We start from the raw sequence: 22763 nt of genomic DNA on the forward strand, positions 1-22763 counted from the left end.
CCGCGCTGTTCGGTCCCGGTCCTGGTGGCTTCCGAGGAGTTCTTGTCTTGGCCCGGCCTTCTGCTAGAGAGGACGGAACGCCTGAGAGCCAGAACACCCGGATTTCCCCTGACGAAAGCCGGGGCAAGTATCGGGGAACCCTAGGAAACGCGAAGGAAACGCCGGGACAGCGCGGCTATCAGCAGTGTCGAACAACCGGGTTAATGAGGCCTGAACGGTTCGGGTTTTGGCGAGCCGCGCGCCTCATGAAAGCAGGACATGTCGGTGAAGAAAAAGCCTCTCGTCGTCGTCACCCGCAAGCTGCCGGACTCGATCGAGACCCGGATGCGCGAGCTGTTCGATGCCCGATTGAATCTCGACGACACGCCGATGACGCCGGAGCAGATCGCCGAGGCGGCGAGGACGGCCGACGTGCTGGTGCCGACGGTCACCGACATGATCGGCGAGGACGTCGTCAACCAGCCCGATTGCAAGCTGAAGATGATCGCCAATTTCGGCAACGGCGTCGACAATATCGACGTCGCGGCGGCGCATGCCCGCGGCATCACGGTGACCAACACGCCGAAGGTGCTGACCGAGGACACCGCCGATATGACCATGGCGCTGATCCTTGCGGTGCCGCGGCGGATGATCGAGGGCGCCTCGATCCTGACCGAAGGCAAGCAGCACTGGGCCGGCTGGTCGCCGACCTGGATGCTCGGCCACCGCATCGGCGGCAAGCGGCTCGGCATCATCGGCATGGGCCGCATCGGCCAGGCGGTGGCGCGCCGCGCCCGCGCCTTCGGCCTCCAGATCCACTATCACAACCGCCGCCCGGTCGCGCCCATGATCGCCGACGAACTCGGCGCGACCTATTGGGAGAGCCTCGACCAGATGCTGGCGCGGATGGACATCATCTCCGTGAACTGCCCGCACACGCCGGCCACCTATCATCTGCTGTCGGCGCGGCGGCTCAAGCTGATCCGCAAGGAGGCCTATATCGTCAACACCGCGCGCGGCGGGGTGATCGACGAGGACACGCTGATCAAGCTGATCGAAGCCGGCGAAGTCGGCGGCGCGGGCCTCGACGTCTATGAGCACGAGCCGGCGGTCAATCCGAAGCTGGTGCGGCTCGCCAGGGCCGGCAAGGTGACGCTGCTGCCGCATATGGGCTCGGCCACCATCGAGGGCCGCGTCGAGATGGGCGAGAAGGTGATCATCAACATCCGTACCTTCCTCGACGCCCACAAGCCACCGGATCGCGTGCTGCCAAGCATGCTGTAGGGGAACCCGTAGCCTCGGATGCGCTGCTGGCAAAATATCGAAAACAACCCCATGCAAAGCAGCCGGTGCGGCCGAACCGCATTCGGTGTCGTCCCGGCGAAGGCCGGGACCCGTTACCCCAAATGTTGGTTGTTGCGATGAGCTGTGGCCACAGCGCGCTCTATTAATGCTCGCCTGTGGTTATGGGTCCCGGCCTTCGCCGGGACGACGGTGTGGATCTAGCTCGACTTCCTCGTCCGCCGCGCCTGCTTGCGCCAGTCGGCGACGAACGCCACGAAGGCAGCGAGCGCGGGCGGCGGCTGGCGCCGGCTTGGATAGTACAGGAACGGCCCGTCGAACGGCGGGCACCAGTCATCGAGCACGCTGACGAGCGCGCCGGACTTCACGCCGTAGCGGACATAGCCCTCGAACGTCGCCCAGTAGCCGACGCCATCGTGGACCGCACGCAGCGCGAGACCGAGATGCGTCGCAATCAGCTTGGCCGGCGGCGAAATCTTCACCACGCGTCCGCTCTTCTCGAACTCCCAATCGAAGATCACGCCGTTGCTGAAGCGGGTGCGGATACAGGCATGCGTCAGCAAATCCTTCGGCTGCATCGGCCGGCCGTGCTTTGCGACATACTCGCTCGACGCCACCACCGCGTAGCGCTGCGGCGCGCCCAGCGGGACCGCCACCATATCCTGGGCCAGATGCTCGCCATAGCGCACGCCGGCGTCGAAGCCCTGCGCGACGATGTCGACGAAGGCGCTCTCGGCGACGATGTCCAGATCGACCTGCGGATATCTGGCGAGGAACGGCGCGATCATCGGCGCCAGCACGAGGTCGATCGCGGGCGGCGGCGCGTTGATGCGCAGGCGCCCCGACGGCTCGGCGCGCAGACCGCGGACCTCGGTGATCGCATCGGCGACGTTGACCATCGCCGGCGCGACCCGGGCGAGCAGCAGTTCGCCGGCCTCGGTCAGCGCGACGCTGCGGGTGGTGCGGTTCATCAGGCGGACGCCGAGCCGCTCCTCCATGTCGCGCAGGCGCTGGCTGAGGCTCGAGACCGAGACGCGGCTCTCCAGCGCGGCGCGCCGGAAGTTGCGGGTGCGTGCCACCGCCACGAAGGCGTCGAGGTCGCGAAGGTCGAAATCCTGCATTGTTCGATATAGTGAACAAGCTATTCTGGATTGTCCAGCTTAACCCCGGCAACGAACCCGCCCATATCAGCCGCGTCATTCTGGCGGCGGATGATCCGCCGCGACATCCAGGGAGCACCACCATGGACACACGCAAACTCGGCTCCACCGGCCCGAGCGTCTCGCAGCTCGGCCTCGGCTGCATGGGCATGTCGGACTTCTACGGCCCCGCCGACCGCAACGAGAGCATCGCCACCATCCACGCCGCGCTCGATGCCGGCATCACGCTGCTCGACACCGGCGACTTCTACGGCATGGGCCACAACGAAATGCTGATCGGCGAGGCGCTGAAGAGCCGAAGCCGCGACAATCTGCAGATCAGCGTCAAGTTCGGCGCGCTGCGCGATCGCAATTACGGCTTCCTCGGCTACGACAGCCGGCCTGCGGCCGCGAAGAATTTCGTCGCCTATTCGCTACAACGGCTCGGCGTCGACCACATCGATATCTACCGCCCGGCCCGGCTCGATCCCAATGTGCCGATCGAGGACACGATCGGCGCGATGGCCGACATGATCAAGGCCGGCTGGATCCGGCATATCGGCCTGTCCGAGGTCGGCTCCGACACCATCCGCCGCGCCCACAAGGTGCACCCGATCGCCGATCTGCAGATCGAATATTCGCTGATCTCGCGCGGCATCGAGAGCGACATCCTGAAGACCTGCCGCGAGCTCGGGATCGGCGTCACCGCCTATGGCGTGCTGGCGCGCGGGCTGATCAGCGGACACTGGTCGAAGGACCATGCCGGCGCCAAGGATTTCCGCCTGATGAGCCCGCGCTTCCAGGCCGGCAACATCGACGCCAATTTGGCGCTGGCGGACCGGCTGCGCGGCATCGCCGGCGAGATCGGCGCCTCTCCTGCGCAGGTCGCGATCGCCTGGGTCGCGGCCCAGGGCACCGACATCGTGCCGCTGGTCGGCGCGCGGCGCCGCGAGCGGTTGACCGAGGCACTCGGCGCGCGCGATGTGAAACTGACCGCGGCGCATCTCGCCGCGCTGGCAGAGGCATTTCCGCCCGGCGCGGCCGCAGGCGGACGCTATCCGGAGGAGCACCTCCGGCACATGGACAGCGAAAAGCCCGCGACCACGTCCTAGCGCAAGATGAGTTGTATTCGAAAGCGGTTCGACGATGCACTTGCTTCACCTCTCCCCGTCGGGGAGAGGTCGATTTGCAAAGCAAATCGGGTGAGGGGCCGCAGCTTTAGATGAGGGACCGTAACCCCTCACCCGGCGCTACGCGCCGACCTCTCCCAAGGGAGAGGTCAACCTCCGCTGTCGATCCAGTTCAACCTCATCTCTCACGCCCAAAACCTCACCGATGCCCGCTCAGGTCGGTGATCACGGCAGCATCGCCATTGAGCGGGTTCTGCGGATCGCGCGCGTAGCGCAGGGTCTCGAACCGCATCGCGCGCGCATCCACCATCAGCAGGCGGCCGACCAGGCCTTCGCCGAAGCCGACGATCTCGCGGATCGCCTCCAGCGCCATCATCGATCCCATGAGGCCGGCCAGCGCCCCCATCACGCCGGCCTCGGCGCAGGCCGGCACCGTGCCCGGCGGCGGCGCCTCCGGGAACAGGCAGCGATAGGTCGGGTTGAACACGCCTTGCGCATTCTTCTCATGGGCGCGGATCGTGGTCAGCGAGCCGTCGAACTGCCCGAGCGCCGCCGTAATCAGCGGCCGCTTCGCCAGGAAGCAGGCATCGGCGACGAGATAGCGGGTCTCGAAATTGTCGGAGCCGTCGAGCACGAGATCGTAGTTTGAAATCAGCGCCATCGCATTGTCCGCATCGAGCCGCATTGGATGCGCTTCGAAAGTCACATGCGGATTGAGCGCATGAATCTGCGCCGCCGCGCTGTCGACCTTGTGCTTGCCGATGTCGGACGTGGTGTGGATGATCTGGCGCTGCAAATTGGAGAGCGAGACGACGTCGTCATCGACCACGCCGAGCCGGCCGACACCCGCGGCCGCCAGATACATCAGCACCGGCGCGCCGAGGCCGCCGGCGCCGATCACCAGCACTGAGGATTGCTTCAGCGCGTTCTGGCCGGGGCCACCCACCTCGCGCAGCACGATGTGGCGGGCATAGCGTTCGAGCTCGTCGGCACTCAGCATGATGGTATCCTGCGCGCTGTTCCCTGAACCGACGCACGGTTGTTGCCGACCAAGCAGATGTGCTTAATTGCGTGGACGTCAATGGTTTCGGTCATCCCCTCCGGATTTGTCATGAGATCGGTGCTTTCGGCAACGTTGATGTTCGCAACCATCGGGGCGGCGCACGCCCAGATGACGCCGCCGTCGACCGCGGGGGCCAAGCCGAAGACCGTGACGACGGTGCCGGTTCGCCCCGCATTGCAGAAGCCGGAAGATACCGCTGGCGCGATGGCGCAGGCCGAGCGGCTGGCGCTGCAATCCGACCTCGCCTGGGTCGGCGAATATAATGGCGCGATCACCGGCGACGTCAGCGAGCGCATGGTCAATGCGATCAAGGAATTCCAGAAGAACCGCGGCGGCAAGCCGACCGGCGTGCTGAACCCGCAGGAGCGCGGCGCGCTCGCCGACACCGCACGGCGGAAGCAGGAGAGCGTCGGCTGGCGGATCGTCACCGAGCCCGGCACCGGGGCGCGGCTCGGCATTCCGACAAAACTGGTGCCGCAGCTGACCAGCGATGCGTCCGGCGCCAAATGGACCTCGCCGACCGGTACCGTCCAGGTGCTGCTGACCCGGCGCAAGGAAGCCAGTCCGACCACCGCCAGGCTTGCCGAGCAGGAAAAGAAGCAGCCCGCCGGCCGCACCATCGACTACACCGTGGTGAAGCCGGACTTCTTCGTGCTGTCGGGCATGCAGGGACTGAAGAAGTTCTATCTGCGCGGCACCTTGAAGGGCGACGAGGTTCGCGTCCTCACCATTCTCTATGACCAGGCGACGCAGACCACCGTCGAACCGGTGGTGATCGCGATGTCGAGCGCCTTCAACGCGTTTCCGCCCGGCGCGCAGGCCGGTCCGCCGCCGCGCAAGACGGTGGAATACAGCACCGGCGTCGTGGTCAGCGACGACGGCGTCATCGTCACTGATCGCGTGGCGAGCGGCGATTGCGTCGCGCTGACGATCCCGGGCTATGGCAGCGCCGACCGGGTCGCCGAGGACAAGGATCACGACCTCGCGCTGCTGCGGATCTACGGCGCGCGCGGGCTGAAGCCGCTCGACATCGCGGGCAGTCCGACCAAGACGGTACTCGACATCACGGGGATCGCCGATCCGCAGAACCAGGGCGGTGCTGCTGCCGTCAGCACAATGAAGGCATCGGTGGCACAGATCGGCGGTGGCGGAGATGCAGCCTTGTCACCAGCACCGGCGGTCGGCTTCTCCGGTGCGGCTGCGCTCGACAGCGACGGCAAGTTTGCCGGCATCGCGCTATTGAAGCCGGTCCTGGTCGCAGGCGCAACCAATGCGACTCCGTCAGCGCAAGCGACGCTGGTCGCTCCCGCAACGGTGCGAGACTTCCTGAAGGCGCATGGTGTCACAGCCTCGGGCGGCTCGGCCGATGCCAAGGCCGCGGTCGTGCGGGTAATCTGCGTCCGGAAGTAGACTCGAGCTGTCATCGCCCGCAAAAGCGGGCGATCCAGTATTCCAGAGGCAGTTGCGCTTCGGCCGAGAGGCCGCGGCGTACTGGAACCCCGCCTGCGCGGGGATGACATGCACGCCCTTCCCACACGTCGTCCTGGCCTAGTGCGCAATTGCGCACTAGGCCAGGACGACGGTGAGGATGGCGCTCGCTTCAAACTGCCAAACAGCCTTGTCCGCGTTACCGCAGCATGAACCGCACCCCCGCCCGCGCGAGACCACCGGCGATGCCGACCGGCGTGCCGTCGGCGCGCCAGCAGGCGGCGCCCGACATCGTGCCGTCGGCGTGGAACTGGATCGCGTTCATGCCGCCGGCCACCGTCGGCACGACTTGCACTCTGTGACCCTTGGCGGTGAGTGCGGCGCGGACACTCTCCGGCACCGCCTGCTCGACCTCCAGCGCATTGCCCTCGGTCCAGACCCGCGGCGCCTCGACCGCCTCCTGCAAGCTCATGCCGTGGTCGATCAGGTTGATCAGCGCCTGCATCGCACTCGGGAAGATGCGCTTGCCGCCGGGCAGGCCGAGTGCGTAAACCAGCCTGCCTCCGCGCAGCGCCATGACAGGCGACATCGAGGTGGTGACGCGCTTGCCTGCGGCCAGCGACAGCGCGTGCCCGGGCCGCGGATCGAACAGGTTCATGTAATTGTTCGGCACGGTGCCGAGACCCGGGATCAGGATCTTGGCGCCGAACAGATTGTTGATGGTCTGGGTGGTCGCCACCACATTGCCCATCGCATCCGCCGCGGTCATGTGCGTGGTGTGCGCGCTTTCGAGTTGTGTGACGCCGGCGCTCCAGGCCTGCGCGCGGTCTGCATCGATCGCGCGGCGGCGCTCCTCGGCATAGGCCTTCGAGGTCAGCCGCTCCACCGGGACGTTGATGTAGGCGGGATCGCCGCTCGCGGCTTCGCGATCGGCAAAGGCGATCTTCAGCACCTCGGCGAGATAGTGGATGGTCTCCGTCGTGCCGAAGCCGAGGCGGGCAACGTCATAGCCCTCGAGGATGTTGAGCATCTCGGTGATGTGCACGCCCGACGCCGCCGGCGGCGGCGGCCCGAGGATTTCCCAGCCGCGATAGTCGCAGCGGATCGGCGCGCGCTCGACCGTCTTGTAAGCAGCAAGATCCTCCTGGGCGATGAAGCCGCCATTCTTCTGCATGTAGTCGACCAGGACGTCGCCGAGCGGCCCCTGGTAGAGCGCGTTGTCGCCATGGTCGGCGATGTATTTCAGGGTCTCGGCATATTCCGCCTGCACCACGCGCTCGCCGGGCTTCAGCGGCGCGCCGTCGGGTAGATAGATCGCCGCGATCGGCTTGTCCTTCAGCATCTCCGCGGCGCCGTCGGTGATGCACTCGTGCAGATAGGGCGTCGCCGCATAACCGCGCGCGGCATGCTTGATCGCGGGCTGCATCACGTCAGCGAGGCTCATGGTGCCGAACCGGCGCAGCGTTTCGCACCAGGCCTTCAGCGAGCCCGGCACCGCGACCGCCTTCGGCCCGTTCAGATTCTCGTTGCCGACGGTGTCGAACACGTCATGCGCCGAGCCGGGCTTCGAGGTGTAGGTATCCGGCCGCACCGCCTTCGGCACCGTGCTCTGGCCGTCGATGAAGCGATGGCTGCCGTCGGCGAGGCGGATATGCGCCATGCCGCCGCCGATGATGCCGACCATCATCGGCTCGACCACGGTCAGCGTGAACAGAGTGGCGATCGCCGCATCAATCGCATTGCCGCCCGCCGCCAGCATCTCGGCGCCGGCGCTCGATGCCAGCGGATGATTGCTCACCACCATGCCGCGGCTAGAGGTCGCCGGCTGCTTCTCGCATTGAAAGGTGGTCGCGGCGCGTTCGCGCCAATTGCTGCTGATCGCCATTGTGTTCTCGTTCTTGCAGGGAGCGATGGCAGCCATGTTCGCCAGCCTCGCAGGCGCGGTCAAGCCGCCGCACGGCTCATGGCGGCATTCGCAAATGCGGTGTCAGCGCCGGTCGCGCAGCCAGGTCTCGCGCCTGACCTTCCATTTTTCCGCTCTGGATTCGCCATTGTGATGCGGAAGCTCGACGAAGCCGACGAATTCGGCGCCGGTCTTCTGCTTGACCCGGCGCGAGGCGACGTTGGACGGCGCGTTGCAAACGTGGAAGTGATCGAGACCAAGGGTCAGGAAGGCGAAATCATTCACCGCGGCGATCGCCTCGGTCATGAGACCTTGATTCCAATAAGGCTCGGCGAGCCAGAACCCGCGATTGCCCTTGCGGCCATCAGCCCGCGGCCGGAAATTGATGTTGCCGATCGCCTCGCCATCGCCGGCGCGCAACACCAGCACCCATTGATAACTTTCCTCGCCGCCCGCGATCTTGTCCAGCTCGCGCGTGATGAAGCTCTCCGCGCCGTCTTCGGGATAGGGCCACGGCACCACGGTCGCGAGCGTCTTGATCACGTTCCAATTGTCGAAGTGACGCTGGATCGCCGGAGCATCCGAGGGTGCAAGCGGCCGCAGGATCAGGCGCGGCGTCTCGATGCGTGGCGTTTCGAACATGTCACTTCTGACATTTCGGGCACCAGAACGTCGAACGGCCGTTCTGGGTGAAGCGCTTGACGATGCCCTCGCAACCCGCCGTGCGGCATGTCTCGCCTTCGCGGTCGTAGACCTGGAACGAATGCTGGAAGTAGCCGAGATCGCCATTGGTCAAGCGATGGTCGTTGATCGAGGAGCCGCCGGCCTTGATCGCCTGGTTGAGCACCGAATGGATCGCATCGACCAGCCGCTTGGCATGATCGGTGGGCTCGGCCTTCTTGGTCGCGAGCGTCGCGGCCAATCGCCGCGGCGACAGATGCGAGCGAAACAGCGCCTCGCAGACATAGATGTTGCCAAGTCCCGCCACCACGCGCTGATCGAGCAGCGCCGCCTTCAGGCTGGTCTTCTTGTTGTGGCAGGAGCGCGCCAGCATCGCCGCGTCGAATTCGTTGCCGAGCGGCTCGGGCCCGAGCCCCTTCAGCAGCGGCTCGTCCTCGATCGCGTTGCGGGCGATGATCTTCATGTAGCCGAAGCGCCTGGGATCGTTGAACACGACCGCCGCGCCCGAGGACATGTGGAACACGACATGATCGTGCGCACGGTCGTCGCTGCGCGGATGGTGGAATTGCCCCGGTGTCGCCGCGCCCTCCTGCTTCAGGACGCGGAATGAGCCCGACATGCCGAGATGCATCAGCAGCACGTCGCCGGAGTTCAGGTCCGCCATCAGATATTTGGCGCGGCGGCCGAGCCCGGTGATGGTCTGACCCTCGAGCCGGGCGATAAAGTCTTTTTGAAACGGAAACCGCAGATCCTTGCGGCGGGCCTCGGCCTTGAGGATTTTGGAGCCCTCCATGGCCGGTTGCAGGCCGCGGCGGACGGTCTCGACTTCGGGTAATTCCGGCATGGCAGGCATTCACCTTTTGGGACTGACGTGATAGCGCCATTGCGGCCGCCGCGCTATGGTTTGGCTGGAGCGTTTTCGAACCAAGCCTGTCCCGCGCCAGATGCGAGATCGACCGGTTCGCAGGAAGAAATCGCGACCAAGATGAACAAGAGTTCTGAGTGATGGATCGGCCGGAGCAAACCACCCATTTCGGCTTCAGGGACGTGCCCCTGGGCGAGAAGCAGACGCTGGTGAACGAAGTGTTTCACAGCGTCGCGTCGCGTTATGACCTGATGAACGATCTGATGTCGGCCGGCCTGCACCGGGCCTGGAAGGACGTCATGATCACGACGCTCGACCCGCCGAAGGGCGACCGGCCGTTCGCGCTGCTCGACGTCGCCGGCGGCACCGGCGACATCTCGTTCCGGGCCGCCAAGGCCGCGGGCACCGGCTTCCATGCCACCGTCTGCGACATCAATGGCGAGATGCTCGCGGTCGGCCGCGAACGCGCCGCCAAGCAGCACCTCGACGACCGCGTGTCGTTCGTCGAGGGCAATGCGGAGACGCTGGGTTTCGCCGATCGTTCGTTCGACGCCTACACCATCGCTTTCGGCATCCGCAACGTGCCGCAGATCGAGCTCGCGCTGCGCGAGGCCTATCGGGTGCTCAAGCCGGGCAGCCGCTTCCTGTGCCTGGAATTCTCCACCGTCGACGTGCCCGGCCTCGACAAGATCTACGACCTGTTTTCCTTCAAGGTGATCCCGCCACTCGGCCGCGCCGTCACCGGTGATGCCGAGTCCTATCAATATCTCGTCGAGTCGATTCGCAAATTCCCGCGGCCGAACGCGTTCGCCGAGATGATCAGCGCCGCCGGCTTCGCCCGCGTGAAATGGCAGAGCCTCTCCGGCGGCATCGTGGCGCTGCATTCGGGCTGGCGTTTGTGATCTCTGCACTGACCCACATCGCGCGCCTCGCCCGCGCCGGTTTCGTGTTTGCGCGCGAAGGCGTGTTCGGCGTCGTCGATCCGGCGCTGGTGCCGCCGCCCGGGCAGCTCGCGCTGAAAATGGCGCGGCTGATCGAGCGCCGCTCCGCCAAATCCGGCCCGCGGCTGTCGCGCGCGCTGACGAGGCTCGGGCCGGCCTATCTCAAGCTCGGCCAGTTCCTCGCCACCCGCCCCGACGTGGTCGGCGTCGCGATGGCGCGCGATCTCGAAAGCCTGCAAGACCGGCTGCCGCCATTCGCGCAGGACGAAGCCGAGACCGTCATCGCGCAATCGCTGGAACGGCCGCTGTCGCAGGCTTTCGTGCATCTCGGCCCCGCGGTCGCCGCAGCCTCGATCGCCCAGGTGCATCGCGCCGAGGTCGAGCGCGACGGCGTGCGGCAGCAGGTTGCGGTCAAGGTGCTCCGGCCCAACGTCGCGGCGCGCTTCCGCCGCGACCTCAGCGATTTCTTCTTCGTCGCGCACAAGGCCGAGGCGCATTCCGCCGAAGCGCGGCGCCTGCGGCTGATCGAAGTCATCAACACGATGTCGCGCTCGGTCGCGATGGAGATGGACCTGCGGCTCGAGGCGGCGGCGCTGTCCGAGATGGCCGAGAACACAAGCGACGATCCGGACTTCCGCGTGCCGACGGTGGATTGGGATCGCACCGCGCACAGCGTGCTGACGATGGAATGGATCGACGGCATCGCGCTGAACGACCACGCCCGCCTGGCAGCGGCCCAGGTCGACCTGCCCGATCTCGGCCGCAAGGTGATCCAGAGCTTCCTGCGCCACGCGCTGCGCGACGGCTTCTTCCATGCCGACATGCATCCGGGCAATCTGTTCCTCGACGACGCCGGCCGCCTCGTCGCGGTGGATTTCGGCATCATGGGACGGCTCGGGCTGAAGGAGCGGCGCTTCCTGGCCGAGATCCTGCTCGGCTTCATCACCCGCGACTATCGCCGTGTCGCCGAGGTGCATTTCGAGGCCGGCTATGTGCCGGGCCACCATTCGGTGGAGAATTTCGCGCAAGCGATCCGCGCCATCGGCGAACCGATCCACAATCGGACCGCCGAGGAAATCTCGATGGCGAAGCTGCTGTCGCTGCTGCTCGAGGTCACCGGCCTGTTCGACATGCAGACGCGGCCCGAACTGATCCTGCTGCAAAAGACCATGGTGGTGGTCGAGGGCGTGGCGCGCGGCTTCGATCCCAAACTCGACATCTGGAAGATCGCCGATCCCGTGGTGCGCGAATGGATCACGCAGAATCTCGGCCCGGCCGGGCGCATCCAGGGCGCGCTGTCGGGCGCGGGCGAACTCGGCCGCGTCATCGCCAATCTGCCGTCGATCGCCAGCCGCGCCGTGACGGTGCTGGAGCAGCTCGAGACCATGACCCGGGAAGGCCACATGCTGTCGTCGGATTCGATCGACGAAATGGCCCGCGCCGAGGCCAAGAAGGCACGCATCCAGACCATCGGCCTCTGGGTCATTGCCGCAGCCCTGATCGGAATCTTCTTCGCCATCCGCGCGCATTGATTGCAATGCATGCATCATGTGATAGCATCGCTATCATTGTTTGAGCATGATGCCTGGGGCACGCCATGGCCAGCCTGACCATCCGCAAACTCGACGACACGCTGAAGGCCTATCTGCGGCTGCGCTCCGCCAAGAACGGGCGCTCGGTCGAGGAGGAGGTCCGGGTCATCCTTCGCGAGCTCGCCGACGGCGGTACGGAGCCCACCGAGGCGCCGCCCGCCGGTTCCCTGACGGTTGCAGCCCCCGCCCCACGGGTCGCCAGCGCGGCTGGCGAGCCCCGGGTGACCCTGATCATTGGCGGCGGAATCGCGGCCTACAAGGCGCTGGACCTGATCCGGCGGCTCAAGGAACGGCACGTCCGGGTCCGCTGCGTGCTGACCAAGGCGGCCCAGCAATTCGTCACCCCGCTGGCCGCCAGCGCGCTGTCGCATGAGCGGGTCTACACCGACCTGTTCGACGCCGAGAGCGAGTTCGACGCCGGCCATATCCGGCTGGCGCGGGACTGCGACCTGATCGTGGTGGCGCCGGCGACCGCCGACCTGATGGCCAAGATGGCGCAGGGCCATGCCGACGACCTCGCCACCGCGACGCTGCTGGCGGCCAACCGGCCGATCCTGCTGGCGCCGGCGATGAACCCGCTGATGTGGAACAACCCCGCCACCCGCCGCAATTTGCTGCAACTCCGCCGCGACGGCGTCCACACCGTCGGCCCCAATGCCGGCGAGATGGCGGAGGCCGGCGAAGCCGGGGTCGGACGGATGGCCGAGCCTGTCGAGATCGCTGCCGCCGCCGACCGCATGTTGCGGCCGCCGCAGCCGCGCCCGCTCGCCGGCAAGCGCGTGCTGATCACCGCCGGCCCGACCCATGAGGCGATCGACCCGGTCCGCTACATCGCCAACCGCTCATCCGGCAAGCAGGGCTTTGCGATTGCCGCCGCGGCGCGCGCGGCCGGCGCCGAGGTCGTGCTGGTGACCGGTCCGGTCGAGCTCGACGACCCGCAGGGTATCGCCGTGATGCGCGTCGAGTCCGCGCGCGACATGCTGCACCGGGTCGAAGCCGCGCTGCCGGTCGACGTCGCGATCTTCGCGGCTGCGGTCGCCGACTGGCGGGTCGCCACTGAAGGCAGTCAGAAATTGAAGAAGACCGCGGCCGGCATGCCGCCGCTGCAACTGGTCGAGAACCCCGACATCCTCGCGACAATCTCCAAGCTGAAGGACAAGCGGCCGCCGCTGGTGATCGGCTTCGCCGCCGAGACCGAGCACCTGATCGAGAACGCCAAGGCCAAGTTCGCGCGCAAGGGCTGCGACTGGATCGTCGCCAACGACGTGTCGCCGGCGACCGGCGTGATGGGCGGCGACCGCAACACCGTCCACCTGCTCTCGCGCGAGGGCAAGGAGGTCACCGTCGACTCCTGGCCGGTCATGACCAAGGAAGAAGTCGCGACTGCGCTGGTGTCGCGGATCGCAAGAGAAGTGGGAACCACATCGTGAGCGCCACCATCAAGGTCGAAGTCCACCAATTGCCGCATGGCGCGGATCTGCTGCTGCCGATCTACCAGACCGACGGCGCGGCCGGACTCGACCTGCTGGCCGCGGTGCCGCGGTCGGCGCCGCTGCTGCTGCTGCCGGGCCGCTACGAGATGGTTCCGACCGGGCTGACGATCGCGCTGCCGCCGGGCTATGAGGCCCAGGTGCGACCGCGTTCCGGCCTCGCCGCCAAATACGGCATCACGGTGCTGAACTCGCCCGGCACCGTTGATGCCGACTATCGCGGCGAGATCAACGTGCTGCTGATCAATCACGGCCAGGAGGTGTTCTCGATCCGGCGCGGCGAGCGCATCGCGCAGATGGTGATCGCGCCGGTCACGCGGGCCGAACTGGTTCCAGTCGACGTGCTGTCGGCGACCGAGCGCGGCAGCGGCGGCTTCGGCTCGACCGGACGCTAGACCGCGAACTGTGCTGATAGCTCCCTGAGGTCACGCTTCGCGCGCTCTCTCCGAAGGACGACGGCGTCAATTCGCGTCAAATCCACATCACCCGGCCGCATTTTTTCACAGCGGATTCAGCGTTCACGGTCTGGACTCTTACTCGCCGAGTCCCGTTGGGATTATTCTGGTTTGATTCGAGCACGACGGGGGGTCTTCGTCGGGCTGTTAGGTCCTGCTTGGGCATGATCCCCGGACAGACGTCATACGTCTGCCGTGAGGGAACACCGGTCTCCTCTTTTCCGGATCATGCCTGGGGTTTGTGCGTTCTGGGGCAACATATGTCGGGCGTAGTCGCGGCAATGCGTCGAACCCTGCTGTCATGCACCTCACTGGCGCGCGACGGCATGCTTGGGCTCGCCATGTCAGCATTGCTGCCGGCCCGGACCTCGTTCGCCGCCGAAAGCCTGCTGGCCCAGGCGATGTCGGACCATTTCGGCTTCAACCATCAGGAGGTCGCGGTCCTCGCGACGTCGTTCGCGCTGGTCGGCTTCTCCGCCGTCGCCGCGATCCTTCTGATGCGCACCCGCCAGCGCGCGACCCGCAACGAGGAGCAGCTGCAATCCGAGATCACGGATTTGCAGGCGCAATCGGACCGGCTGCGCGCCTTGCTGTTCGTCGAACCGCAGGTGCTGATCTCCTGGGCCGCCGGCGACAACCGGCCGCAGATCTCGGGCGACATCTCGCTGGTCATGTCGCAGGAGGGCTCGCCGCAACGCGTCCTCGCCTTCGGAACCTGGCTGCCGCCCGAGCCGGCGTTGCAGATGGACCACGCCGTCGACGCGCTGCGCGAGAAGGGCGAGGCGTTCCTGCTCAACCTCTCGACCTCGGCCGGCCGCGCTATCGAGGCGATGGGCCGCGCCATCGGCGGCCAGGCCATCGTGCGGATCCGCGAGCTCGGCGGACTGCGCCGCGAGCTCGCCGAATCCAACCTGCGCTACAAGACGTTGCAGGAGGAGACCGAGCTGCTGCGCGATTTCGCCGCCGCAGCACCTTGGCCGATCTGGGCCAAGAGCCTCGAAGGCAATCTGCGCTATGCCAACGCGGCTTACGTCCGCGCCACCGAGGGCAAGAGCGTGTCGGATGCGCTGCAACGCAATCTCGAACTGCTGGAAAGCGACCAGCGCGGCGAACTGACCCGCGCGCTCAACGACAATGCAAGCTATGCCGCGCGGCTGCCGATCGTGGTCAGCGGCGAGCGGCGGATCTACGACGTCCAGGCGCTGAAGCTCAACGGCGGCAGCGCCGGGATCGCGATCGACGCCAGCGAGGCCGCGGCGCTGCGCGCGGCGATCGCGCGGATGGTCGAAGCGCACCGCCGCACCCTCGACCAATTGTCCTCCGGCGTCGCGGTGTTCGACGCCGGCCGCCGGCTGACGTTCTACAATGAATCCTATCGGCGGCTGTGGGGCCTCGACCAGGCTTTCCTCGACAGCAACCCCGACGATTCCAGCGTCCTCGACCGGCTGCGCGCCAACCGCAAGCTGCCGGAGCAGCCGGACTTCCGGGCCTGGAAGGCCAAGCTGCACGAGGCCTATCGCGCGGTCGAATCCGAGACCTACACCTGGTTCCTGCCCGACGGCCGTGCCATCAGCGTCGTCACCACGCCGAACCTCGAAGGCGGCGTCACCTATCTGTTCGACAACGTCACCGAGAGCCTCGACCTCGCGCGCCGCTACGACCGGCTGACCCGGGTGCAGCGCGAGACGCTCGACAATCTCGGCGAAGCGGTCGCGGTGTTCGGCAGCAATGGCCGCGCCGAACTGTTCAACCCGCCATTCGCCAAGATGTGGAAGCTGCCGGCCGACGCGCTGCAAGGCGAGCCGCATATCGAGCAGGTGGAAGCGCTGTGCCGGCCGCTGTTCGACGACGCGCTGACCTGGCGCACACTGCGCGAGCAGATCACCGCGATCGAGAACCGCGCCCAGGTCGCGCTGAAGCTCGAGCGCAAGGACGGCAGCGTGCTGAACTGCATGACCATCCCGCTGCCCGACGGCAAGACCCTGCTCGCCTTCCAGGACATCACCGACACCGAGAACGTCGAGCGGGCGCTGCGCGAACGCAACGAGGCGCTGGAAACTGCCGACCAGATGAAGGTGGATTTCGTCCACCATGTCTCCTACGAGCTGCGCGCGCCGCTCACCACGATCATCGGCTTCGCGCATTTCCTCAGCGATCCCTCGACCGGGCCGCTGACGCCGAAGCAGGCCGAATATCTCGACTACGTCACCAAATCGACCAACGCGCTGCTGGCGCTGACCAACAACATCCTCGATCTCGCCACCATCGACGCCGGCGCGATGAAGCTCGAGCTCGGCCCGGTCAATATCGGCCAGGCGATCGAGGCCGCGGCCGAAGGCATCCAGGATCGTCTCGCCACCGACCGCATCACCCTCAAGGTCGATATCGAGCCCAACATCGGCGTCTTCGTCGGCGACGAGCGGCGCGTGGTGCAGGTGCTGTACAATCTGCTCGCCAACGCCGTCGGCTTCTCGCCGCATGACGCCACCGTCACGATCAGCGCGCGCCGCACCGAGCACAGCGTGGTGTTCGCGGTCACCGACGCCGGTCCGGGGATTCCGGCCGAGATGCGCGACAAGGTGTTCAACTGGTTCGAGAGCCATTCCCATGGCTCGCGGCATCGCGGCGCCGGGCTCGGCCTGTCGCTGGTCCGCTCCTTTGTCGAACTGCATGGCGGACGGGTGCGGGTCGATTCGACCGTCGGCCGGGGCACGACCGTGACCTGCGACTTCCCGATCGACCAGACCGCACATCGCAACGCCGCGGAATGACGGCGGCCTCGACATTCTCGGTGGCGCTCGCGAACGAAACCGCGACGTCGGAGCTGATGGCCGACCTCGCGCTGTTGATCGGCGCCGGCGACGTCATCACGCTGTCGGGCGACCTCGGCGCCGGCAAGACCGCGGCCGCCCGCGCGCTGATCCGCTACCTCGCCACCGACGATACGCTGGAAGTGCCGAGCCCGACCTTCACGCTGGCGCAAAGCTACGAACTGCCGTCGTTTGCGCTGGTCCACGCCGACCTCTATCGCATCAATGATGCGAGCGAGCTCGAGGAGATCGGGCTGTCGCCGCTGCCCGACGACATCGTGGCGCTGATCGAGTGGCCGGAACGCGCGCCGGGCGCGATGCCTGCCGATCGCATCGACATTGCACTCAGCCACCGTCCGGCGCTCGGCTCGGCGGCGCGCGCCGCCGAGATTACCGGCTATGGCAAGGCCGCGGCCAAGGTCGCGCGGCTTCACGCACTGCGCCAATTCCTCGAGCGCGCGGGCTTCCTCGCCGCCCGGCGCGAGCGTATGCCGGGCGACGCCTCGACGCGTTCCTATGCGCGGCTGCGCAATGACGACGGCAGCGTCATCCTGATGAATTCGCCGCGCCGTCCCGACGGCCCGGCGATCTACAACGGCAGGTCCTACAGCGCGGCAGTGCATCTCGCCGAGGACGTCCGGCCGTTCGTCGCGATCGGCAACGGCCTGCGCAAGCAGGGCTTCTCGGCGCCTGCGATCCGGCACATCGATCTCGAATCCGGCTTCCTCATCACCGAGGATCTCGGCGCGGAGGGCGTGATCGAGGGTGATCCGCCGTACCCGATCGCCGAGCGCTATGAGGCCGCCGTCGACATGCTGGCGGCGTTGCATCGCGAGGCGCTGCCGCCGCGGCTGCCGGTGACAGCGGACGAGAGCTACGACATCCCAGTGTTCGATATCGACGCCTGGCTGATCGAGATCGGGCTGATGCTGGAATGGTACCTGCCCGACCGCGGCGTACAGCCGAGCGAGGAGCTGCGCGGCGAATTCCTCGGAATGTGGCGCGGCCTGCTGGAAAAGCCCGCCGCGGCGCCGCAGACCTGGGTGATCCGGGACTTCCATTCGCCGAACATCATCTGGCTTGCCGAGCGCACCGGCACCCTGCGTGTCGGCATCATCGATTTCCAGGACGCGTTGCTCGGCCCCGCGGCCTACGACGTGGTGTCGCTGTTGCAGGATGCGCGGATCGACGTCCCCGAACAGCTCGAGCTCTCGCTGCTGACCCGCTACATCAAGGCACGACGGGCGACCGACGAGAATTTCGATCCGGCCGCCTTCGCCGAGCTCTACGCGATCATGTCGGCGCAGCGAAACACCCGGCTGCTCGGCACCTTCGCGCGGCTCAACCGCCGCGACGGCAAACCGCAATATCTGAAGCACCAGCCGCGGATCTGGACCTATCTCGAGCGATCGCTGGCGCATCCGGCGCTGGCCGCCTTCCGCGACTGGTACACCGCCAACGTCCCTCCCCCAGTACCTTAGTTTACGGGTTGTTAGCCGTTTATTAGCCTTGGGCCCCCTAAGGTTGCAGAGGTCGCGCCTGATCCATGGCGCGGCCGGATCGGGAGCTGGACCACACGATGGCGACGGAACGACGCAGGGGCGATCGTGTCACGTTTGAGCGCGGCATAGCCGCGCACATGATGGGCATTGACGGCACCTGGCGGCGCGACTGCACCATGGAAGACGTGTCGGAGACGGGGGCCAAGCTCACCGTCGACGGCTCGGTCGAGGGCCTGGCGTTGAAAGAATTTTTCCTTCTGCTGTCGTCCACAGGATTGGCCTATCGCCGCTGCGAGCTGGCGTGGGTCAACGGCGACCAGATCGGCGTCAACTTCCTCAAACAAGGCGACAAGAAGAAGAAAACTGCCAGGCGCGGCACGCAGGCTGCCGACGTCTAGGCCAGGGTCGTCATTGCCGTCTTACGGCCGTCATGTCCGATGACTATGGCGTCTGATTGATGTGCTTGCCGAATCGCCGTGATAGGATCGGCGCATGAGAGATGATGACCGAGAATATCCGGAAGATGCCCGTCACTCCCCATAAGGCCATGGTGCTCGCCGCGGGACTCGGCGTGCGCATGCGTCCCCTGACCCTCACGATGCCGAAGCCGCTGGTCAGCGTGGCCGGTCAGCCGCTGCTCGACCACGTGCTCGACAAGCTCGCCGGCGCCGGCGTCACCGAGGCCGTCGTCAACGTGCATTATCTGCCCGACCAGATCATCGAGCACGTCAAGACCCGCAGCCGTCCGCGCGTGATCATCTCCGACGAACGCGACCAGGTGCTCGGCACCGGCGGCGCGGTCGTGAAGGCGCTGCCGCTGCTCGGCGATGCGCCGTTCTATCATCTCAACGCCGACACGATGTGGATCGACGGCGTGCGCGCCAACCTGACCCGGCTGGCGGAAGCGTTCGATCCCGCGCGGATGGATATCCTGCTGTTGATGGCGCCGACCGCTTCGAGCATCGGCTACAGCGGGCGCGGCGATTACTCGATGCTGCCCGACGGCGCGCTGCGCAAGCGTCGCGAGAACCAGGTGGTGCCGTTCGTCTATGCCGGCGCCGCGATCATGCAGCCTTCGCTGTTCGCCGATGCGCCAGCCGGTGAATTCTCGCTGACCAAGATGTTCGATCGCGCCAACGAGCAGGAGCGGCTGTTCGGGCTGCGCCTCGACGGCGTCTGGATGCATGTCGGGACTCCCGACGCGATCCAGGCCGCGGAAGACGCTTTCCTCGAAAGCGTCGCTTAGGGCGGAATGGTTGAATCGGCTTAACGCGGCCTCGGTTCACCTCTCCCCGTTGGGGAGAGGTCGGATTGCGCTTGGCGATGCGAAGCATCGTCTCGTGCAAGCCGGGTGAGGGCTCTTGCTCTCTCGATAGACCGTAACCCCTCACCCGATTTGCTGCGCAAATCGACCTCTCCCAAGGGGAGGTGAACTTTCGACGCCGCCCAAGCTCACCCGAATCTCATCCGCCGTCGCGTCACTCATCAGCATCGATGGCGAGCACTGCAAAACTCGCCAGCCAGTGTTCGCCCATATAGTCGCCGGCGATATGCGGCAGGCCTGCATCGAGGTGGTGTCGTGCGGCGTCCCGCAGGATTGGGCGACGCGCATCGGCTTCAGGCAATGCGGCGGCCAGGGCGCGCCAGCACCATGCACGGCTGAGATTGAGCCCATCGAGATGCGCAAGCTTGCCGTCGGTGCGATCGGTGACCGTCGCGGGGTGGAACAAGGTTGCGGGCTCGTGCTGCGCCAGGCGCGGCAGGAAGCGGTCGAACCAGGGCAGGAAATCGCTGGGCGACAGCAGCCGCCGCATGCACTCCGCTTCGATCAGCGCAGACGATTGGAAATCGTCGCCGCTCGGCTCGCCCCAGGCGGGGCAGTCCCGATCGGCGCCGTACCAGCGCAGCGCCGTCTCGCGCAGCAGCGCGCCGAACGCATCGTCCTTCGTCGCGGTGGCGTAGTCGGCCGCCATGCGCAGCCCAAAGGCGGTGTTGAAATGGGTGCCGACCCGCACCGGATAGGTCGCGAGCGGCAGGAAATCGCGAAAGCGCTGCGCGAAAATCCCGGCGAGTGGAGCGATCCGCGCGCGCCACCGCGTCTCATCGAACAGCCAGAGTTCGGCCGCGAGCTTCAGCAACCAGCCCCAGCCATACGGCCGCTTGAAGCCGCGTGCGGTCGGGGCCGCGAGATAGGCGCATTCGACCGCGATCTTCTCGGCAATGAACTGTGCATCGAACAACGCGCGGATCTCGTCCGCGACTTCCGATGACGGATAGCGCCGCAGCAGCCGGGCGAGCATCCAGTAGCTGTGGACGCAGGAGTGCCAGTCATAGCTGCCGAAGAACACCGGATGCAGGTCGCGCGGCGTGCGCGCATCCTGCGGCCCAGCCAGCACGTGATCCGGCTTGTTCGGATATTCGCGACCGACATGGCCGAGCGCGATGCGGGCGAAACGAACCGCGAGTTGTTCGGTCAGGGATGTTGCGGTCATGGTGAGGAGCTCTCCTCGCGCCGAACCAGCATCTCGATCAGGCGCGGTGCAATATAGATCGGAAACTGCGTCGCGGCGAAGAACAGCGTCGTCATCGGCGAAGCCGCTGCGCCCATCGCCGACCAGACCAGCCCGACATTGCGGTTGCCGAGAATGAGCCCCGCGGTGAGCCGTTCGGCCAGAGAGCCCGGCGTGAGCACCGCGCCAACCACTTGCAGCGCAAGATTGCAGGCGAGGGCAAGGCCGACACAGATGGCTGCGGCACGCGGCTGTGCTGCGATCTGCGCACGCACCCCGGCCATGGTGGAGATCGCAAACAGCAGCAGCGAGGCGAGTACGAACGCGTCGATGATGCGCGAATGCCGCGCCAGTTGCGCGCCGGCCTGACGGCGAAGCAGCAACGCCAGCGCGCTCGCACTGCCGAGCAGCAGCGCCAGCCGGGCGGCGAGCGCCAGCGGATCGAGCGCAAGACCGGCAAATCCCGCCGCGATCAACGGCACGGTGACCGGCGCCAGCGCCATCGACAGCAGCGTCACGGCAAGCGGCACGGTGCCATCGAAGCCAAGCATCCGCGCCACCGCCGCGGTGCCGCTCGACGGCGGCGCGCAGACCGACAGCACCAGCGCGACGACCAGTTCGGTCGGCAGCCCGGCACCGCGCGCGGCGAAGCCGATCGCGAGCGGACAGACCAGCATCGCGAGCGCCGGCAGCAGCAGCCAGACCAGCGGCCGCCGCAGCGCACGACGGAACGCCGCGCCATCGACCTGGAGGAAGGTACCGAGCACCAGGACGAAGATCGCCGCCGCCATCAGCGGGCGCATGCTGTCGGCCAGGACAGGAAAGGCCAGTCCGGCCATCACGCCGACGATCAGCAAGGTCGGCCCGCGCGGCATCAGCCTTGCGAATGATCGTCCCTGATCCTGCCGCCCTGTCGTCATGACCAGAGCTATAGGCGCGGCCAAATCATTGTTGAAATCGATTATTTCTATGACCATTATTGTTTATATGAATTTAGCCGCCGTCGATCTCAATTTGCTGGTCGCCTTCGAGGCGCTGATGGAGGAGCGCCACGTCACCAGGGCAGCCGAGCGGATCGGCTTGGCCCAGCCATCGATGAGCAGCGCGCTGCGGCGGCTGCGCGCATTGTTTGCCGACGAATTGTTCCTGCGCGCGGGCGCCGGCATGCAGCCGACCGAAAAGGCATTGGCGCTGGCCGGGCCGATCGGCGAGGCGCTGCGGCAGATCCGGGGCGCGCTGGCACCGCATCAGGGCTTCGATCCGGCCACGGCGCGCAGGCGCATCAGCATTGCCGCGACCGACTATGGCGATCTCGTCCTGGTGCCGGAACTGACCCGCCTGTTGCGCATGGAAGCACCGGGTATCGACCTTGCCGTGCGTCCGCTCACCGATCCGACCGTGGCGCTGGCAAAGCTCGAGCGCGCCGAACTCGACGCGCTGATCGGTGGCCATCTGCCGGACTCACCGCGCTGTGTCCGGCAGCGGCTGTTCGAGGAGCGCTATGTCTGCATCCGCGACGCGGCGCGCGCGAGCCCATCGGAACGCCTGAGCCTGCAAGACTATGCCGGCCTGCCGCACGCGCTGTTCTCGGCGGCCGGCGGCGACGGCCTGCCGAGCGTGATCGACGCGCTGCTGGCGCGGCATGGGCTGAAGCGGCGGCTCGCCGTGACGCTTGCGCATGTGGTGGCCGTTCCGTTCAGCGTCGCGGGCACCGATCTGATCGCCACCATGGCCGAACGCATCGCCCGGCGCTTCACGCAGCTCGCCGACATCGCCATCGTCGCGCCGCCGATCGAGATCCCACCCTTCGCCATCGACCTGATCCATACCAGCCGCGCCGCTGACGATCCGGCGCTGCGCTGGTTCCTGGATGCGGTCGATCGCTGCGCCGGCCGGCTGCGGTGTTGAGCGGTGACGGATGATCGACAGGGGTGGCGAACGATGGCCGCCGCTCCCTATATTGGCGCCTGATC

General features: G+C 66.7%; 19 protein-coding genes. 12 read left to right on the forward strand and 7 right to left on the reverse strand.

All coding sequences use genetic code 11. The features are described from left to right. Window positions 1-258: 258 nt before the first annotated feature. The gene (locus CWS35_RS05470) at window positions 259-1263 is read left to right on the forward strand and encodes a D-glycerate dehydrogenase (RefSeq protein WP_024584615.1); all 1005 of its coding nucleotides are present in this window, start codon (window positions 259-261) and stop codon (window positions 1261-1263) included. 218 nt (window positions 1264-1481) lie between these two features. Here the strand turns inward: CWS35_RS05470 and CWS35_RS05475 are convergent, their stop codons facing one another. After that, on the reverse strand, window positions 1482-2402 hold the full coding sequence (locus CWS35_RS05475; RefSeq protein WP_100951188.1) for a LysR family transcriptional regulator: 921 nt from the start codon (window positions 2400-2402) through the stop codon (window positions 1482-1484). 122 nt (window positions 2403-2524) lie between these two features. Here CWS35_RS05475 and CWS35_RS05480 point away from each other — a divergent pair, with 122 nt between their 5' ends. After that, on the forward strand, window positions 2525-3532 hold the full coding sequence (locus CWS35_RS05480; protein WP_100951190.1) for an aldo/keto reductase: 1008 nt from the start codon (window positions 2525-2527) through the stop codon (window positions 3530-3532). Window positions 3533-3749: 217 nt separating this feature from the next. Here the strand turns inward: CWS35_RS05480 and CWS35_RS05485 are convergent, their stop codons facing one another. Next, the gene (locus CWS35_RS05485) at window positions 3750-4550 is read right to left on the reverse strand and encodes a molybdopterin-synthase adenylyltransferase MoeB (protein WP_100951192.1); all 801 of its coding nucleotides are present in this window, start codon (window positions 4548-4550) and stop codon (window positions 3750-3752) included. A 111-nt stretch (window positions 4551-4661) separates the two neighbouring features. Between CWS35_RS05485 and CWS35_RS05490 the strand changes: the two genes are divergently transcribed. Next, complete coding sequence (locus CWS35_RS05490; RefSeq protein WP_168226273.1) at window positions 4662-6023, forward strand: serine protease; 1362 nt, start codon at window positions 4662-4664, stop codon at window positions 6021-6023. A gap of 217 nt (window positions 6024-6240) precedes the next feature. Here CWS35_RS05490 and ggt read toward each other — a convergent pair whose 3' ends face one another. The 3 genes from ggt to mutM form a co-directional block, all read right to left on the reverse strand. Then, complete coding sequence (gene ggt, locus CWS35_RS05500; RefSeq protein ID WP_100956062.1) at window positions 6241-7920, reverse strand: gamma-glutamyltransferase; 1680 nt, start codon at window positions 7918-7920, stop codon at window positions 6241-6243. 108 nt (window positions 7921-8028) lie between these two features. Next, window positions 8029-8586, reverse strand: a complete 558-nt coding sequence (locus tag CWS35_RS05505; RefSeq protein ID WP_100951194.1) for a GNAT family N-acetyltransferase — start codon at window positions 8584-8586, stop codon at window positions 8029-8031. A 1-nt stretch (window position 8587) separates the two neighbouring features. Next, window positions 8588-9469, reverse strand: a complete 882-nt coding sequence (gene mutM, locus CWS35_RS05510; protein WP_100951196.1) for a bifunctional DNA-formamidopyrimidine glycosylase/DNA-(apurinic or apyrimidinic site) lyase — start codon at window positions 9467-9469, stop codon at window positions 8588-8590. 161 nt (window positions 9470-9630) lie between these two features. On the opposite strand from mutM, the gene ubiE reads away from it, so the two are divergent. From ubiE to CWS35_RS05550, 8 genes are all read left to right on the forward strand, one after another. Then, the gene (gene ubiE / locus CWS35_RS05515) at window positions 9631-10392 is read left to right on the forward strand and encodes a bifunctional demethylmenaquinone methyltransferase/2-methoxy-6-polyprenyl-1,4-benzoquinol methylase UbiE (RefSeq protein ID WP_100951198.1); all 762 of its coding nucleotides are present in this window, start codon (window positions 9631-9633) and stop codon (window positions 10390-10392) included. Continuing rightward, window positions 10389-11963 carry a 2-polyprenylphenol 6-hydroxylase gene (ubiB, locus tag CWS35_RS05520; protein ID WP_100951200.1) on the forward strand — a complete coding sequence of 525 codons (1575 nt, stop codon included), beginning with the start codon at window positions 10389-10391 and terminating at the stop codon, window positions 11961-11963. The genes ubiE and ubiB overlap by 4 nt, the downstream gene beginning before the upstream one ends. Before the next feature lie 65 nt (window positions 11964-12028). Further along, complete coding sequence (gene coaBC, locus CWS35_RS05525) at window positions 12029-13453, forward strand: bifunctional phosphopantothenoylcysteine decarboxylase/phosphopantothenate--cysteine ligase CoaBC (protein WP_024584351.1); 1425 nt, start codon at window positions 12029-12031, stop codon at window positions 13451-13453. Beyond that, complete coding sequence (dut, locus tag CWS35_RS05530) at window positions 13450-13908, forward strand: dUTP diphosphatase (protein WP_100951202.1); 459 nt, start codon at window positions 13450-13452, stop codon at window positions 13906-13908. Before coaBC ends, dut begins: the two co-directional genes overlap by 4 nt. A gap of 320 nt (window positions 13909-14228) precedes the next feature. Beyond that, entirely contained in the window at window positions 14229-16739 is a 2511-nt protein-coding gene (locus CWS35_RS05535) for a PAS domain-containing sensor histidine kinase (protein WP_024584349.1), read from the forward strand. Further along, on the forward strand, window positions 16736-18259 hold the full coding sequence (tsaE, locus tag CWS35_RS05540; RefSeq protein WP_100951204.1) for a tRNA (adenosine(37)-N6)-threonylcarbamoyltransferase complex ATPase subunit type 1 TsaE: 1524 nt from the start codon (window positions 16736-16738) through the stop codon (window positions 18257-18259). The genes CWS35_RS05535 and tsaE overlap by 4 nt, the downstream gene beginning before the upstream one ends. Before the next feature lie 98 nt (window positions 18260-18357). Beyond that, on the forward strand, window positions 18358-18678 hold the full coding sequence (locus CWS35_RS05545; RefSeq protein ID WP_024584347.1) for a PilZ domain-containing protein: 321 nt from the start codon (window positions 18358-18360) through the stop codon (window positions 18676-18678). Window positions 18679-18803: 125 nt separating this feature from the next. Beyond that, entirely contained in the window at window positions 18804-19526 is a 723-nt protein-coding gene (locus tag CWS35_RS05550; RefSeq protein WP_100956064.1) for a nucleotidyltransferase family protein, read from the forward strand. Window positions 19527-19758: 232 nt separating this feature from the next. Here the strand turns inward: CWS35_RS05550 and CWS35_RS05555 are convergent, their stop codons facing one another. Then, window positions 19759-20772 carry a DUF2891 domain-containing protein gene (locus CWS35_RS05555; protein ID WP_100951206.1) on the reverse strand — a complete coding sequence of 338 codons (1014 nt, stop codon included), beginning with the start codon at window positions 20770-20772 and terminating at the stop codon, window positions 19759-19761. After that, a complete protein-coding gene (locus tag CWS35_RS05560; protein WP_245438880.1) occupies window positions 20769-21710 on the reverse strand; it encodes a hypothetical protein in 942 nt (313 codons plus the stop codon). Before CWS35_RS05560 ends, CWS35_RS05555 begins: the two co-directional genes overlap by 4 nt. 49 nt (window positions 21711-21759) lie before the next feature. On the opposite strand from CWS35_RS05560, the gene CWS35_RS05565 reads away from it, so the two are divergent. Next, entirely contained in the window at window positions 21760-22698 is a 939-nt protein-coding gene (locus CWS35_RS05565; protein ID WP_245438881.1) for a LysR family transcriptional regulator, read from the forward strand. Window positions 22699-22763: the final 65 nt, after the last annotated feature.

The sequence above is a fragment of the Bradyrhizobium sp. SK17 genome, from assembly GCF_002831585.1.
Lineage (GTDB): Bacteria > Pseudomonadota > Alphaproteobacteria > Rhizobiales > Xanthobacteraceae > Bradyrhizobium.